Consider the following 15,843-nt stretch of genomic DNA (forward strand, 5'->3'; position numbering starts at 1 on the left):
AACCTTATGTCAAAAGGATTATGGAACAGGGTTAATAATAAAGTAAAATAGGGTGCCTTCGGGGTAACTTTAAAGGCATCCCAGGTTGGAGAAGGAGGTAATAGGCTAATCCAGTAAATCGGGCTGCTCTTTGATAATACGTTGCCAAAGTGGTTGGAACTGAAACCAGCCTGCTAGAGGCGAACCAAGCTCTGCTTGAGTTTTGTTTGCTACTTCATACGAAATCATCACAGGTTTGCCCGCCGATTCAGCCAAAAGTTGCGCCTGACAACTACGCTCCATTGTGATAAACCACCAGGTGGCAGCCTCTACGGTTCCCCCCACTGTAAGCAAGCCGTGGTTTTGCAAAATAACTGCCTTGTGTTGTCCCAAGGCAGCGGCAATACGTGTACCTTCCTCTAACTCATTTACTACGCCACTATAGTCATCAAAAAGCCCATGGTCTTTGTAAAAAGCACAAGCATCTTGCGTAATAGGGTCAAGTTTACGCCCTAGAGTAGACCAGGCTTTGCCATACATAGAGTGGGCATGGGCAGCGGCTACCACTTCGGGGCGTGCCTTGTGTATGCACGAGTGAATAGCAAAAGCAGCGCGATTGACTATAGGATGTTTGCCTTCTACTACTTCGCCTTTATCATTGCATAGCACCAAGTCAGAGGTTTTGATCAAGCCAAAGTCTAATCCAAAAGGATTTACCCAAAAATGATCTTTATGCTCAGGGTCGCGTGCGGTGATATGCCCTGCTACTCCTTCGTCGAAACCAAATTTGGCAAACAACCTGAAAGCAGCCGCCAATTGTTTTTTGAGGTAAACCCGTTGTTCGGTGGGGTTGTCATGTTGTGGTGGCTTGGGAACATTATCTGTTACCTTGTTTTGGGTTTTCGTAAGTGCTTCTTGAGTCATATTGTTGAATTGTTTTAGTAAGTCATAAGAGTTTTATCTTTCACCTTAAAAATAAGAAAAAGGGCATAATAAGAATAATCCCAAGCGACTAATTATTGGGTTACAATTTGACAAATAATAAAAAACACTGTGGGAGCAATCAGAAAAAAAAAGCATAAAAAAAGAGGTGCATCAAGCACCTCTTTGGTATAGAGTAGTTTATTTGATTTATTGACAAATTTTGTTGCTTTTGATAGCCAAGCACCAATTTTGTTTTATTGTTCAAATTTCTTGAATACACCAATAGCATTGTGACCCCCAAACCCAAATGTATTGCTCATGGCAATGTTTACATTCTTGGCTTTTGGTGTATTAGGCGTAAGCTGAAGGCGAGCATCTATGTTTTCATCTCGGTTATCTAGGTTAATTGTAGGAGGAATCATGTTATTCTTTATACTCAAGATACTTGCCACTGCCTCAATAGCACCAGCTGCCCCCAATAAGTGCCCCGTCATAGATTTGGTAGCACTTATATCAAGTTTATCCAAGTGGTCGGTAAACAATTCTGAGATAGCTTTCATCTCACCTACATCGCCCACTGGAGTAGACGTTGCGTGTGCATTGATATAGTCTATATCTGCCAAACCAATGTCAGCATCTGCCATGGCACGCTGCATAGCCAATTGAGCACCCAAACCTTCAGGGTGAGTCGCTGTAATGTGGTAAGCATCAGCTGCGGTTCCTCCTCCAATTACTTCAGCATAAATGGGGGCATTTCGCGCGAGCGCGTGCTCCAAATCTTCCAAAATAAGTGCGCCAGCACCTTCACCCAACACAAAGCCATCACGATTGGCGTCAAATGGACGTGAAGCTGATGTGGGATTTTCGTTGTTGTTAGACAAAGCTTTCATTGCACTAAATCCTCCTACCCCGGTAGCATTTACAGATGCTTCGGAGCCGCCTGTGACAATAATTTTGGCTTGTCCTAAACGGATAAAATTAAAAGCATCTATTAAGGCGTTAGTGCTCGATGCACACGCCGATACAGTGCAGTAGTTTACACCACGAAATCCATACTTGATAGAAATCATCCCTGCGGCAATATCAGCAATCATTTTAGGTACTAAAAATGGATTGAATTTAGGCTGACGATTACGGTCGGCAAAGCCTATGATTTCTTCTTGAAGTGTGTTCAAACCACCAATACCCGATGCCCAAATCACACCTACTTCATTGGTATCTATTGTATCAAGGTTTAGTTGGGAATTTTTGATAGCTTCTTCTACCGATACCATTGCAAACTGGGTAAACAAGTCCATCTTGCGGGCTTCTTTACGGTCAAAGTGATCATTAGGCTCAAATCCCTTTACTTCACAGGCAAATTGAGTTTTGAAATTAGAAGGGTCAAAGCGAGTGATTTTGTCAGCGCCACTCTTTCCATTCATTAATCCTTGCCAATAGTCTTCTATATTGTTACCAATTGGAGTGAGGGCACCCATACCAGTGACTACCACTCTTCTTAATTGTATTGTTTTGCTAAATATATTCATAACCAATTATTTGTAAACAACCGAAAGGGATGTTTTGTACTGCAAATTAATGATTTATGTCTAATGTATCGATTAAATGTTTTATATGAACCAAAGCATTTAAAATATACTTGGGGTCTTGGTGGGTTTTTGCCAGCATAATACTCCCTTCTATCAAAGAAATAGTTAATCCCGCAAAATGAAATGCATCAGTCTCAGGTTTAAAGTCTTTTTGCTGAATACCCAGTACGATAATATCTGTTAGCTTTGTTTCCCATTTTTTAAATGATAAAGCTACCTGTTGGTTGAGCATCGGGTGAGTGTCGTCAGAGTCTATAGCTACATTGAGCATAGGGCACCCCCCATAATCGAGCACTGTTTGATAATTTTGGCGATGAAACTCGCAAAAAGCCATCAGTTTTGCCCGCGCTGACGTTTGCTCGGCAACCATTGCCCATAAATCGGCAAAAAGCAAGTTTACATTATAAGAAAACACTGCCAGGGCAATTTCATCCTTATTATGAAAATTATTGCCATAAATGCTTCCCTTACTCATTCCAGTTACTTTAATAATATCTTGGATAGAGGTACCTGCATAGCCTTTTTGGTTAAACAAGCGTGCTGACTTTTCTATGATAGTTCTTTTGGTCTTTTCTGATTTTTTCATAAACCTTATTGCCGATAAGATGAAAAAACGAATACAAAAATATACCGATTGGTTTAAAAATGAAAAAAACTTGGGTAATAGTGTGAGAAAATTTAATGAATATAGTTAAGTAATTGACTATCGGTTAGTTAATATTCTGCTAGTCAATTTTTACTGTTTAGTGTGAAACGTGTAATAAATGAGCCTGTTTGTTTGAAAACAAAGGCTCATATCTCAATCCCATTTTCTTGCTTATATGCTATATTTGCAGCCTTTTTTTAACTGTTGTACTATAAAACTATTTTGTATTTTACCTTGATTAAGTTTGCTACTGCTTCACTTTTTATGTTTAAGCATAAATACCTACTAGCGTAGGTTTTTAGTGAAAATAGCCTTACAAGTCAAGATTAATGAGTAAGAAATTTTTATCGGTTAATTACGTTTTTTAGGGTAATGCAAAGGGTGTTTATATGAGCAAACGTGGCTAAAATACAATGAAAATACCCTGTTTATGTAATATATATAAACTATTTGCACATTTTATGCGTTCTTCCTATGAACTGCTTTGATTTCCTGGATTTATTTCAAATTATTTTTTAAAAGGAAGTCTTGTGAGGCATTATTGACTTATTTGAGCCAAGTGGCTATTGTAAAGGGGGTGCTGGTGATTTGAAAAGATAATTAAATTACCATAAATGTACTTTTACAAGAATACATTACCTCTGTGACTTTACTTTATAAATATAAAATTTAGCAAATTGTTCAGAAGGTGTAGTGTAAGTAAAATAAACCGTTTTTACTTACACATAACCTTACATGATTTTGCAGTTCAGTGTAATTCAACTTTTCAATCGTATTTAACCATCTAAAAAATGACAACCAAAACAACGTTACACCTTTCACAAGAAGATGTTTACTATGACTACATTTTAAGCCCAAACAATGCCTATTATAGTATAGGTGGCTATGTAACTTTGCATGACACTCCTGACATTAACGATTTCAAACAAGTTTTAACCACTCTTCCTGAAGTATTTGACGTTTTTCGCATACAGTTTGACTTTAGCCAAGACAAGCCTCTTGCGGGCTTCAAAGAGCAAGTCGTCTTCAATGTAACAGAAAAAGACTTTAGTGATAGTAAAGAGAAAGCTATCCAATGGATGCAGGCGCGTTTTCAAACAGTGTTGGATATCAATGGTTCACAGTTGTATGAGTGTTTTTTGATAAAAATAAGTGCCACTGAGTACTACTGGTTTTTTCGTTGCCACCACATCTTAATCGATTTACTAGGTTACGCCATCATTGTAAACTATGTGTTGAACCAATACCAGGCTTTACAAAGCAAAAAAGAGCTAGACACTACAATAGCCTATCCTGCTTATCAGAATCACATGGTGGATTCCTGGGAGTACATCAACTCTGATGATTATTTAAAAGACAAAGAGTACTGGGAACAAAAGTTTAAGGTGGCTCCTGAATTGCTGTTGAAAAAACACAAAAAAAGCAATGAAAAAGGAAGTGAAAGTTTTACAGTGGAATTGTCGGAGGAGCAGAGACAACAGTTAGCAAAAACTGCTCAGCAAGCAAACACCAGTGTGAATCAACTTACCCTGGCAGCTATGTCGATATATTTTGCCCAAATTCAAACTTTAGACGAAGTAGTATTAGGGATACCTATTCATGGCAGGTGGAACAGAGAACAAAAAAATACAGCAGGGATGTTTTCTAAATATGTATTGTTCCAGAGCTTGTTCCAGCCCGACCAGCTTTTGCAGGATTTTCTTAAGCAATGTAAGTCGACCCGTCGAAGAGATTATCCTCATCAAAAATACCCTATTATGCACCTTAACCGTCATTTTAATTTGTTGTTGCAAGAGCAACAGGTGCCAATAGACGTAATTGTAAATTATGCGCCTTTTAAAATGCCTGAAGGCAATCCTTATAAAATACGCATTGTGACCAGTCACGATGATCATACCCCCTTGCAATGGTTTTGGTTTGACTATGGTGACAAACAACCATTGGTACTGCATATAGATTTTCAAAAAGCCTATTTTACCAAAAAGGAGATAGACCTTTTTTCCAAACGCATTCTCTTTATTTTAGAACAGTTTCAGCATAGTCTCGACCAGCCCATAGGCTCCATTGAGGTAGTGCCGCCCGAAGAAAAACAACAGTTATTGGCTGCCCCACAGCGTATAGAGCCTCAATATAATAGTGAAACCGTTGTAAGCTTGTTTGAAACGCAAGTTGATCTAACCCCGGAGGCAGTGGCAGCCGTATTAGGCGACGATTGTTTGACCTATCAGGCGTTAAATGAAAAGTCTAATCAGATGGCACATTACCTAATAGAAAACGGGGTAAAGCCAGGAGACTATGTGGGGTTATATATGCATACTTCTTTTGAGTCATTAATTGGGTTGTGGGGAATCTTAAAAGCAGGAGCTGGCTACGTGTTCATTGATCCTGATTATCCACAAGAACGAGTACATTATATGCTGGCTGATGCTTCTGTAAAGCTACTGATTACCAACCTTTCCAGTGATCTTATTGAACACCTTACCGGGGTAAACGTGGTAAAAACGGACAAAGCTTTGACTGCCATTAATGAACAACCTGTTTCACAAGTAGCCGTCGAGCCTTCATCTACAGATTCGGCTTATGCCATTTATACTTCAGGCTCTACCGGAAAACCTAAAGGAATAGCGATTAGTCACGCATCGTTGCTTGACTATGTGCTTACCTTCCGGCAAATGTTTGGTATTACCTGGCAAGATCGGGTAATTCAGCAATCTTCGTGGGCATTTGATATTTTAGTAGAAGAAATTTATCCTGCTTTAACCAGTGGTGCCACTTTATTAATGGTAAAGGAAGGAAGCAAAGATGTATTGACAATTAAAGATTACATTGAAAACCACCAGGCTACCTTATTGACTACTACTCCTACAATAGTGGGGTGGCTAAACGAAGAACTTTCATCTACCCACCAGCTTCGTTGGTTGATTAGCGGGGGAGAGTTACTAAAACCTGAGCAGATTGATCACCTATTTGGTAAAGTAAATATTGCCAATGGTTATGGACCTTCTGAAACTACCGTGGCGGCTACCTTCAACGTCATTACCAATCAAACTCAAGCGTCTTTGATAGGCAAACCAGTAGCCAATAAGCCCATCTATATTGTAAACGAAAAAAATCAGTTGCAACCAGTGGGTGTAGTTGGTGAGATTTGTATTGGAGGAACCGGTTTGGCGCAAAAATATTTAAACCGCCCCAAACTAACCCGTGAAAATTTTCCGGAGAATCCTTTTGTCGAGGGGGAAAGAATGTATAAAACCGGAGATTTGGGCAGGTGGTTGCCTAATGGGAATATTGAGTTTTTGGGAAGAAAAGACGAGCAAGTTAAAATAAGGGGCTATCGTATAGAATTGAGCGAGATAGAAAATGTGCTGCGTCAATCAGGATTGATCAAAGATGGTGTAGTACTGGTGAAAAAACATAAGAACAATAAGCATTTGGTAGCTTATGTGGTACCCCAACAAGAACAGTTTGAACAAGAAGAGTTGCTTGCTTATGCAAAAGAATGGTTACCCCATTACATGATTCCTTCATTGGTGGTACCTATGGACGAATTGCCAATGAACACCCATGGTAAATTAGATAAAAAAGCATTACCCAAGGCCGACTTCCGTTCAAGCGACCGTCAAGCTTATGTAGCACCTACCACCCCTATCGAGCAAAACATTGCGGTCATTTGGCGTGAACTACTTGGTGTAGAGAAAATAGGCGTACACGATAACTTCTTTGAGCTGGGAGGACAATCTATTTTAGCCGTTCGGTTGATTGCCAAGATCAATGCTTCTTACCATACCCAGTTGCCTGTTTCTGTTATATTCAAGGCAGCTACTGTTGCACTACAGGCGGCTATGGTGAGTCAAAGAACATCGCTTGAAATTGCCCTTAAGATGAATGACCAACAAAAAGGTATCCCTATTTTTTGTGTACCAGGCGCAGGAGGCAACCCGTTGAGTTTTTTCGAAATGGCTAAGTCACTTGAACAAGATCACCCTGTATATGTGTTGCAAAACCCAGCTTTCGATGGGGTGACAGAGCCTTTATCTTTTGAAAAAATGGCAGAAGTATATGTTCAGGCTATTCAAAAATTGACTCAAGGTCCTTATATTTTAGCAGGATACTCAGCAGGAGGGCGTGTAGCCTATGAAATGGCAAGGCAATTGCAATTAAAAAATAATCCACCCCAAAAACTCATTGTTTTAGATGTCATAGCACCTATACATAGTTTTCGTGAGTTGATAGGGGAGTATGCTACCCCAGAAATGTACCTGTCATTGAGCACTACCATTTATGCCCGCTATTTTGGGCATCAGTTAGAGGTAAGTCCACAAGCACTTAGCAGAAAAAGCAAGGCTACTCAATTAGAGTACATACACCAACAACTAACAGATGATGGCATAGAAGTAAGTATGTCAGAGTTGAAACGTTTTTTAAAGGTGTGTATCAACGATGTCTCGTCGTCTTATTCGACACAAGATTTACTCAACATCCCTATCCTGCTTATATGCCCTGAAGAGAATAGAATAAGCGGCTATCTGGACAAGTTTTTTAGAGTAAATGTAAGTGACTGGAACGAATTTACAACAGCAGGCTTCGAACTATTGAATGTATCAGGCAATCACTTTACTATGTTGGGGCAACCCCATGTTCAATCGTTGTCTCAGCGAATTAAAGAAGCTATTCAGGAGCAAATAACTATTAAATAATCAATATCAATCAATATTTTTTTAATTAGCTTGTAATACAAGTGAAATCAACTCTCTATATGAATATTCTTAATAATAACGGTTTCAAGGGGCTTTTTACGTCCAAAAGTTACAAAAAAGGAGAAGTAGTCATGGTTTTAACAGGCGACATACTACCTTACCCTACACGTACTTCTATTCAAATAGGTGAATCGAAGCACATAGAAGATAAACTAGGGCAATATGTCAACCATGCTTGTCAACCCTCGGTAGAGGTAAAAGGCAACCACTTGGTGGCGCTACGAGACCTTAACGAGACAGAAGAAGTCACCTTTAACTACAATGTGTCAGAAACTGACATGAGTAGCCCGTTTACCTGCCACTGTTGTGGTAAGTTGATCAATGGTTATGCAAAGGCATCTCAGAGTATTACTGTATAATGTCTAAATTTGATTTGGGAAATCAAGAAATAGTTTGATTTCTTAAGGAATGGTTGAAAAATAAATTACTTATCTGGTGATAGGGATTTCTTTCTGAGATGAGGCACTTTTTGCAGGCATAGCCGTAGCTATGACGAAAAAAGCTCGTAGTCCCGGCGGAACTGTCGGGGTAACGAAATATCAGGAAGAAAGATCATCTCCGGAAGGAAAAGTTATTTTTTGTCCATTCCTAAATCATTTTTTTTAAAACCACCTCTCCGGCTGGTTCAATAGTACACAAACAAGCTTTGTACGCTGTACCCAAGTGCAACTCTTGCAAAAACCAACACGTTTTTGAGGCATCAGTCAGTTTTACTGGGTTTTGCAATGTGTCTATAGTGTCTAGTGACAAATACATTCCCCTACCATCTGCTTTCATAACACTTTCTTTTTTAGTCCATATTTCAAAAAAAGTGTGGAGCGTATTATCTTCCTTTATTTTTTGCCATTCCGGTTCCGTAAAATAACTTTCAAAATCATTCATTGTAATTGATCTCTGGTGTTCTACATCCAGCCCCAGTTTACTATCAAGCGTGGCTCCGCATGCGACCAGTTCGTGCGAGTGCGATATATTAAAGTAAAAAGGTTTGCCCGGAAGCACAGGTTTGCCATAAGTAGTCTTGGTGAGTTGAGAGAGCCTTTCGGGAGGAACACCAAAAAAAATCAATTGTTGCTGAAGCAAATATTTTCCTAGTGCGTGCACATACCTGTCTTTGTCAAACACATAGCGCATAATACCTTCGTGCAAGTTTTTGGGTAACTGTTGTAACAAATCTTCGAGCGAAAAACGAGCTTTTACCTGTGGAACATAAGCGTAGTATATATGTATGTAAGGTTTCATAACAATGGTAGATCTAATAAAACTTAGAAACTGCAATGAGAAGCTTTCCGACTAAAAACCTATCAACAGATTATCAAATACCGGATTTTACTGTTAACATCGCAGATTAATTGTATAAATAACCACAAAAGCTTTGTGAGATGCAATTAGGATTTGAAAGAAGTAGTATCATAAAGAGGAGAGAGTTATGCTAAGTTTTTGGGAACAACAATCATTTTTAGAATATGACTATATTATTGTAGGTAGTGGTATTGTAGGGTTATCAGCCGCTATTACACTCAAAGAAAATCACCCACAAGCCTCAGTGCTGGTGCTTGAGCAGGGCATCTTTCCTACAGGGGCAAGTACAAAAAACGCAGGTTTTGGTTGCTTTGGCAGTGTAACCGAGTTACTAGCTGATATTGAAGTGATGGGTGAACGCGAGGTGTTGAAGCTGGTAGAGCAACGTTGGAGCGGTTTACAAAAATTGCAAAATAGGTTAGGAGCAGACGCTATAGGGCGTAAAAACTTTGGGGGAGCCGAATTATTGCTTAAAGGCGAAAAATATGAAGCTTTAAATGCCAATGCCCTAGAGAAAATTGAATATATAAATGATTTATTGTGCCCTTTGTTTGGCAATGAAAAGGTTTTTGAGAAATTACCCGATAGCAAGATCACAGAATTAGGATTTGACACACACCAAGTAGCTCATCTTATATTTAATCCTTATGAATTTCAAATTCATACCGGAAACATGATGCGTTCATTATTGCAATGTGCCACCCAAAAAGGAGTAGAAATAGTCAATGGATGTAAGGTAACTGCCATAGAAGATACTGGAGGTCAGGTAGAAATCAATACTTCTGGACACTTGTCACAGCAGGAGGTCGTATTTACTGCCAGCAAAACTGCAGTATGTACCAACGCTTTTACTCAAAAGCTATTACCCGAGCTGGACATCAAACCGGGCAGAGGCATTGTATTAGTAACAGCACCTGTTGCTAATCTCAAGTTTAAGGGTACTTATCACTTTGACCAAGGCTATTATTACTTCCGTAACTTCGGAAATCGGGTAATCTTTGGGGGAGGACGTAACCTTGATTTTGAAGGTGAAGCCACTGCAAGCTTTGAACTGAACCAGCAGATAGCCAAGCATCTAAAAGAAAAATTAGGCAGTGTTATTTTACCACAACAAAACTTTGTAGTGGAGCATACCTGGGCAGGGATTATGGCTTTTGGGCAAAGTGGCAAGCGTCCCATTCTGAAAAATGTCTCAGAGAATATAGTTATAGGTACCCGTCTTAATGGCATGGGAGTAGCGTTGGGATCTACTATTGGGGGTGAGGTTGCCGCTAAACTAGAGCAATAAAAATACTAATATCAGGTAATTATTGGTTATCAGTAACTTAGTATACAGCGAGTGGGATTTTTTAGGAAAAAACGCAAACGTTTGTGAATAAAATAGTAGTTTTGCAACAGTTCATTTGTAGCTACTAACGGATTTTTTTTAATAATGAGCCAGCAAGTGAACACTCGACTCCTGAATTATGTTCGAAGTATATAGACTTATATACTTTCAAATATTTAATACAAAATACTATGACAGTTGTTTTAGCTATTGCTGTAATGATTTTATTTGCTGTGCTGATGAGTATTGGCTTGCTAATAAGAGGTAAAGAAATCAAAGGTACTTGTGCTTCACAAAACCCATTGTTGCTAAAAGATGGAGTAGAATGTGGCGTATGTGGAAAACCAGTGGGAGCTTGCGAAAATGAGACAAAAGATGATCAGATAGCTACTGCCTGATCAGCTAAATATAAGGAGTTTTATGCAAAGAAAATGCATAAAATTGCCAAAAGTTATGATACATTGAAATGCTATGGAAGAGGGTGATTTTGAACAAATTAAAACATGATAATTCTTCCACAGCTATATTTATAATTCTAATTTTGTTTAATGACACTCATCAAATCAATTTCTGGTATTAGGGGTACCCTTGGCGGAAAACCTGGAGACACTTTAAGCCCGGTAGATGTAGTAAAATTTGCTGCTGCTTATGGTATCTGGTTAAAAGAAAACTCTGAAAACCATAAAGTGGTAATTGGTCGTGACGCTCGCCCATCGGGTGAAATGATCACAAAATTGGCAGCTTCTACCCTTCAGTCGCTTGGAATAGATGTGGTTGACCTTGAATTGTCTACTACCCCCACCGTAGAAATGGCGGTAGTCATGGAAGAAGCCGGCGGAGGAATCGTTATTACTGCCAGCCATAACCCCATTCAATGGAACGCCCTCAAGTTGTTGAATCACAAAGGTGAGTTTATTTCGGCAGCTGATGGTGAAAAAATACTTGAAATTGCTGACGCAGAAGATTTTGAGTTTGTTGAAACTAAAAAGTTGGGAGACTACAGCGTAAACCGCGAATACATCCAAAAACATATTGAGGCGATACTGGAACTACCCCTTGTAGACAAAGCAGCCATTGAAGCTCGTAATTTTAGAATAGCTTTGGATTGTGTAAATTCTACTGGAGGTATAGCGGTGCCTATGTTGTTACACTCTTTGGGTGTAAAAGAAGTAAAAGGCTTGTATTGTGAGCCTAATGGCTTGTTTCCTCATAACCCTGAGCCTATTCCTGAAAACCTTAGGGATATTTCGAGAGAGGTAGAAAATGGTGATTATGACTTGGGTATTGTGGTAGACCCCGACGTAGACCGCTTGGCGCTCGTGTGTGAAGATGGCTCTATGTTTGGCGAAGAGTATACGCTGGTGGCCATTTCAGACTATATACTGTCGCATAATCCAGGGGCTACTGTCTCTAACCTTTCTTCTACCAAAGCCCTCAAAGAACTGACCGAGAAAGTAGGACAAGAGTACCATACATCGGCAGTAGGAGAGGTGAATGTAGTGACCAAAATGAAAGAAGTAGACGCAGTAATAGGGGGCGAAGGCAACGGAGGCATTATTTACCCTGATTTGCACCACGGACGTGATGCTTTGGTAGGCATTGCCTTATTTTTGACTCATCTGGCAAAAAGCGAAAAGCCAGTATCTATGTTGAGAGCCAAATACCCTAAATACCAGATCTCAAAGAACAAAATATCTTTGACCCCCGAAATAGACACCTCGGCAATACTCAACGATATTCAGGAAAAATACAAAGCCCACGATGTGATTACCATTGATGGAGTAAAAATAGAGTTTGAGTCGTCTTGGGTACATTTGCGTAAGTCCAATACCGAACCTATCATTCGTATTTATGCCGAAGCAGCTTCTATGTCTACCGCTGATAATTTGGCAAACAAGATAATTGACGATATACGTGAAATTGTAACAGCAAAAGACAATTCATAATTGCGATAAATACAGTTTACACAAAATATTTATTACCCAACTTGTAAAGGTTGGGTAATTTTTTTTACCTTTTTTTTCTTGAAATCATCCAAAAAATATCCGTAATTTTGAAAAAAAAGGTTATTGGAAATAAAAATAGTATAAAATAACCTATGAAGGAACTCCTCCTTCATAAAGAACTGCTTACAGCATTTAAGGAAAGATATATTTTTTGTTATGAGTATGAGCGTTTATTTTGACAATGCCGCAACTACCCCATTGGCTCCTGAAGTATTGGATGCTATGGTGCCCTACATGAAAGAACACTTTGGCAACCCCTCGTCTATACATTCGCATGGGCGCAAAACTAAATCTGCCATTGAGAAAGCAAGAAAAAAAGTGGCTGATTTACTGAATACTTCTCCTTCTGAAATATTTTTTACTTCTGGTGGCACCGAAGCCGACAATTTTGCCATTAAGCGTAGTATAGATACATTTAATCTTACACACGCCATTAGTTCTCCACTAGAGCATCATGCTGTCTTGCATACCTTGGAACACTTGCAAAAGATAGGTAAAATTAAGCTCAGTATGGTTAACACTGATGGTAAAGGAAATATTGATTATGACCACCTACGCGAGCTTTTACAAGGCAATAGCCGTAGCTTGGTATCGCTGATGCATGGCAACAATGAAGTAGGCAACTTGACCGATATGAAGCGTATTGGTGAGTTATGCAAAGAGTATCAGGCATTGTATCATTCAGATACGGTGCAAACAATGGGACACTATGTACATGATTTACAACAGTTGAATGTTGACTTTGTAGTAGGGTCAGCCCATAAGTTTCACGGACCTAAAGGGGTGGGCTTTTTGTATGTAAACGCTGATGCCAAGATTAAACCTATGATATATGGGGGAGCTCAAGAGCGTAATATGCGAGGTGGTACCGAAAACCTTTATGGAATTATTGGTTTGGCAAAAGCGCTTGAACTTGCTTATGAAGAAATGAACGAACATCGGGCAGCCATTGAGCAGGTTAAATCATATATGATTGAGCAGTTGAAACAGAAAATTGCTGGAGTTGGTTTTAATGGCGAAAGTGGCGATCTTGACAAAAGCTTGTATACTGTTTTAAATGTATGTTTGCCGCCTACCGACAATGCTGACATGTTATTGTTTAATCTGGACATTCATCAAATTTCTGCCTCTGGTGGCAGTGCCTGTTCTAGTGGTTCAGACGTAGGCTCCCATGTATTGAGGGCTTTGGACAGACCCAAAGACCGCGGAGCAGTGCGTTTTTCATTTAGTCGCTATAATACCAAGGAAGAAGTAGACTATGTAGTAGAAAAACTTGCCGAAATGTATACTGTAACTACTAAATAGTAGCATATTGCGATCTACATACGAATAGGCTTTATCAATGAGACAACTTTGGTAAAGCCTATTATTTTTTGCCAATTATTTAATAACTCTTTGACAATACCCTTGTGAAAAATTTCATTTATACCTGTATAGTAGTTTTGATAGTGGCCTGTTCTAACAAAAAAGAAATACCTAAAGACATTATTCCTAAAGAAAAAATGGTGAATATGTTGGTAGATATTCACCTCGAAGAGTCAAAAATAGATGCATCCCGGTATTTGTTACGTGACTCGGCACAGGTAGCTTATTTCAAAGCACAAGTGGGTATATTTAAAAAGTATAAAACAGACAGTACCCATTACTACAAAAGCTATGACTACTACTTTGAAAACATGAACCACATGAAAGACATCTACACAGAAGTAGCCGAAAAAATGAAAGCAATGAGTGATAGTGTAGCCAATACTTTGAAAGACTCAAGTAGTAACAAGAAAAAAGACAAGCCCAAGAAAAAGACTCCAAAGGTAGCCAAACCTATGATAGAGGTGAAAATGATACCAGACAAACCAAAAGCCAATGCAGACAAAAAGAAATAATGAAAAAGACCAAGTGATAAGCTTGGTCTTAGGTTGATTTTATGCTTCTACAAACGCTTTCATCAAGTATGCTTTAAACTCCTCAAAGCTGTTAGACATTGTCAGGTTTTTATTGGGGTTATCCATTACTTCCTGCAATTTTTCGGGTATGGGCAACTTCTGGTCAATGGCTTGTTCTACTACCTCCAGAAATTTAGCGGGGTGGGCAGTAGACAAAAACACACCTACTATATCATCTCCTTTGTTGGCAAGATACTCTTGAGTAGCACGATAGCCAATGGCACTATGAGGGTCTAGCACATATTGGCTATGCGCAAATACCTTTCTGATGGTTTCTTTGGTTTCCTCATCGCTGTAATACTTTCCGGTAATTTTCCCCTCAAATGCTTGATAATCATCACCTAACCACTCTTTGATCCGGACAAAATTACTTGGGTTGCCCACATCCATCGCGTTAGAAATGGTAGCAAATGACGGGTGAGGAGTAAACTCGCCACTTTGCAAAAACTGAGGAAATACATTGTTCTTATTAGTTGCTGAAACAAAGCTGTGTATGGGCAAACCCATTTGCTGAGCAAGTAAGCCTCCACACAGATTGCCTAAGTTGCCACTAGGTACAGTAAATACTAGTTTTTTGCCCAAATGCTTGAGTTGTGCATAAGCATAAAAATAATAAAATGATTGAGGTATTAATCGGCTGATGTTGATAGAGTTAGCCGATGATAGTGGTAGTTGGCTTCTAAGCTCATCATTGAGAAAAGCTTGCTTGACTAGTTTCTGACAATCGTCGAAAGTACCATCAATGGCAATCGCGGTCACGTTTTCGCCCAGCGTGCTAAACTGCTTTTCCTGAATAGGGCTCACCTTGCCCGCTGGGTAAAGTACCACCACCTTGATACCAGGTACTTGATAAAAGCCCTGGGCTACCGCTCCGCCAGTATCGCCCGAAGTGGCTACCAAAATATGAATATCCTGTGTTTGAGTAGCTGAAGCATCAGCGGCTTGTTTGGTTTGCCAATAGCCCATCAGTTGTGCCATAAAACGTGCCCCAAAATCTTTGAAGGCAAGCGTAGGTCCGTGAAAAAGCTCTTGTACATATACCCGCTCGTCTAACTTCTTGACAGGAGCGTCAAAATTGATTGCTGTGCGTACACAACGCTCAAGGTCAGCTTCAGGTATTTCATCGCCTAACAGGGCTTTGCTTACCTCAATGGCTATTTCTGGCAAAGACAACGATTCGATGTTGTCGAAAAAACCAGTAGGCAGGGTGGGCACCTGCTTGGGTACATATAAACCATTATCGGGCGGAAGCCCCTGAAAGATCGCTTGTTGAAAGCTTACTTCCTTGCTTTGTTTTTGAGTACTATATAATTGCATTTTTGAAAATTCTTTGAGGTGAAAAAAGCTATAAGAGATGAGCAACAAGCCACAAGTCT

12 protein-coding genes are annotated in these 15,843 nt (G+C 39.5%); 7 read left to right on the forward strand and 5 right to left on the reverse strand.

Going from position 1 to position 15,843, the window contains the following annotated elements:
• Positions 1-105 precede the first annotated feature (105 nt).
• The 3 genes from Q0954_RS04595 to Q0954_RS04605 all read right to left on the reverse strand — a co-directional run bounded on the left by Q0954_RS04595 (position 106) and on the right by Q0954_RS04605 (position 3,078).
• Positions 106-903, reverse strand: coding sequence for a class II aldolase/adducin family protein (locus tag Q0954_RS04595; protein WP_299454253.1), 798 nt, complete (start codon positions 901-903; stop codon positions 106-108).
• A gap of 254 nt (positions 904-1,157) precedes the next feature.
• Entirely contained in the window at positions 1,158-2,432 is a 1,275-nt protein-coding gene (gene fabF, locus Q0954_RS04600; RefSeq protein ID WP_299454256.1) for a beta-ketoacyl-ACP synthase II, read from the reverse strand.
• Positions 2,433-2,478: 46 nt separating this feature from the next.
• Complete coding sequence (locus Q0954_RS04605; RefSeq protein WP_299454259.1) at positions 2,479-3,078, reverse strand: TetR/AcrR family transcriptional regulator; 600 nt, start codon at positions 3,076-3,078, stop codon at positions 2,479-2,481.
• Positions 3,079-3,929: 851 nt separating this feature from the next.
• Between Q0954_RS04605 and Q0954_RS04610 the strand changes: the two genes are divergently transcribed.
• Together Q0954_RS04610 and Q0954_RS04615 are read left to right on the forward strand one after the other, a co-directional pair.
• Positions 3,930-7,835: an amino acid adenylation domain-containing protein gene (locus tag Q0954_RS04610; protein WP_299454261.1), complete on the forward strand. Its 3,906-nt coding sequence runs from the start codon at positions 3,930-3,932 to the stop codon at positions 7,833-7,835.
• Positions 7,836-7,894: 59 nt separating this feature from the next.
• Positions 7,895-8,254 (forward strand): SET domain-containing protein-lysine N-methyltransferase, encoded by a 360-nt coding sequence (locus tag Q0954_RS04615; protein ID WP_299454264.1) that lies wholly within the window; start codon positions 7,895-7,897, stop codon positions 8,252-8,254.
• Positions 8,255-8,483: 229 nt separating this feature from the next.
• Here Q0954_RS04615 and Q0954_RS04620 read toward each other — a convergent pair whose 3' ends face one another.
• On the reverse strand, positions 8,484-9,134 hold the full coding sequence (locus tag Q0954_RS04620; RefSeq protein WP_299454267.1) for a 4'-phosphopantetheinyl transferase superfamily protein: 651 nt from the start codon (positions 9,132-9,134) through the stop codon (positions 8,484-8,486).
• Positions 9,135-9,321: 187 nt separating this feature from the next.
• Between Q0954_RS04620 and Q0954_RS04625 the strand changes: the two genes are divergently transcribed.
• From Q0954_RS04625 to Q0954_RS04645, 5 genes are all read left to right on the forward strand, one after another.
• Positions 9,322-10,482 carry an FAD-binding oxidoreductase gene (locus tag Q0954_RS04625; RefSeq protein ID WP_299454270.1) on the forward strand — a complete coding sequence of 387 codons (1,161 nt, stop codon included), beginning with the start codon at positions 9,322-9,324 and terminating at the stop codon, positions 10,480-10,482.
• Positions 10,483-10,712: 230 nt separating this feature from the next.
• Complete coding sequence (locus Q0954_RS04630) at positions 10,713-10,919, forward strand: hypothetical protein (protein WP_299454273.1); 207 nt, start codon at positions 10,713-10,715, stop codon at positions 10,917-10,919.
• Positions 10,920-11,069: 150 nt separating this feature from the next.
• The gene (gene glmM, locus Q0954_RS04635; RefSeq protein ID WP_299454277.1) at positions 11,070-12,467 is read left to right on the forward strand and encodes a phosphoglucosamine mutase; all 1,398 of its coding nucleotides are present in this window, start codon (positions 11,070-11,072) and stop codon (positions 12,465-12,467) included.
• A 222-nt stretch (positions 12,468-12,689) separates the two neighbouring features.
• A complete protein-coding gene (locus Q0954_RS04640) occupies positions 12,690-13,832 on the forward strand; it encodes a cysteine desulfurase family protein (protein ID WP_299454345.1) in 1,143 nt (380 codons plus the stop codon).
• Positions 13,833-13,936: 104 nt separating this feature from the next.
• Positions 13,937-14,407: a DUF4296 domain-containing protein gene (locus tag Q0954_RS04645; protein WP_299454280.1), complete on the forward strand. Its 471-nt coding sequence runs from the start codon at positions 13,937-13,939 to the stop codon at positions 14,405-14,407.
• A 39-nt stretch (positions 14,408-14,446) separates the two neighbouring features.
• Here the strand turns inward: Q0954_RS04645 and thrC are convergent, their stop codons facing one another.
• A complete protein-coding gene (thrC, locus tag Q0954_RS04650; protein ID WP_299454282.1) occupies positions 14,447-15,784 on the reverse strand; it encodes a threonine synthase in 1,338 nt (445 codons plus the stop codon).
• Positions 15,785-15,843 lie beyond the last annotated feature (59 nt).

It is taken from the genome of uncultured Microscilla sp. (genome assembly GCF_947493425.1).
Lineage (GTDB): Bacteria > Bacteroidota > Bacteroidia > Cytophagales > Microscillaceae > Microscilla.

Coding starts and splice junctions, on each gene's coding strand:
- Q0954_RS04620 (WP_299454267.1), bottom strand. CDS start 9,134: ATGAAACCTTACATACATATATACTACGCTTATGTTCCACAGGTAAAA.
- Q0954_RS04630 (WP_299454273.1), top strand. CDS start 10,713: ATGACAGTTGTTTTAGCTATTGCTGTAATGATTTTATTTGCTGTGCTG.
- Q0954_RS04610 (WP_299454261.1), top strand. CDS start 3,930: ATGACAACCAAAACAACGTTACACCTTTCACAAGAAGATGTTTACTAT.
- glmM (WP_299454277.1), top strand. CDS start 11,070: ATGACACTCATCAAATCAATTTCTGGTATTAGGGGTACCCTTGGCGGA.
- Q0954_RS04605 (WP_299454259.1), bottom strand. CDS start 3,078: ATGAAAAAATCAGAAAAGACCAAAAGAACTATCATAGAAAAGTCAGCA.
- Q0954_RS04625 (WP_299454270.1), top strand. CDS start 9,322: ATGCTAAGTTTTTGGGAACAACAATCATTTTTAGAATATGACTATATT.
- fabF (WP_299454256.1), bottom strand. CDS start 2,432: ATGAATATATTTAGCAAAACAATACAATTAAGAAGAGTGGTAGTCACT.
- thrC (WP_299454282.1), bottom strand. CDS start 15,784: ATGCAATTATATAGTACTCAAAAACAAAGCAAGGAAGTAAGCTTTCAA.
- Q0954_RS04640 (WP_299454345.1), top strand. CDS start 12,690: ATGAGCGTTTATTTTGACAATGCCGCAACTACCCCATTGGCTCCTGAA.
- Q0954_RS04615 (WP_299454264.1), top strand. CDS start 7,895: ATGAATATTCTTAATAATAACGGTTTCAAGGGGCTTTTTACGTCCAAA.
- Q0954_RS04595 (WP_299454253.1), bottom strand. CDS start 903: ATGACTCAAGAAGCACTTACGAAAACCCAAAACAAGGTAACAGATAAT.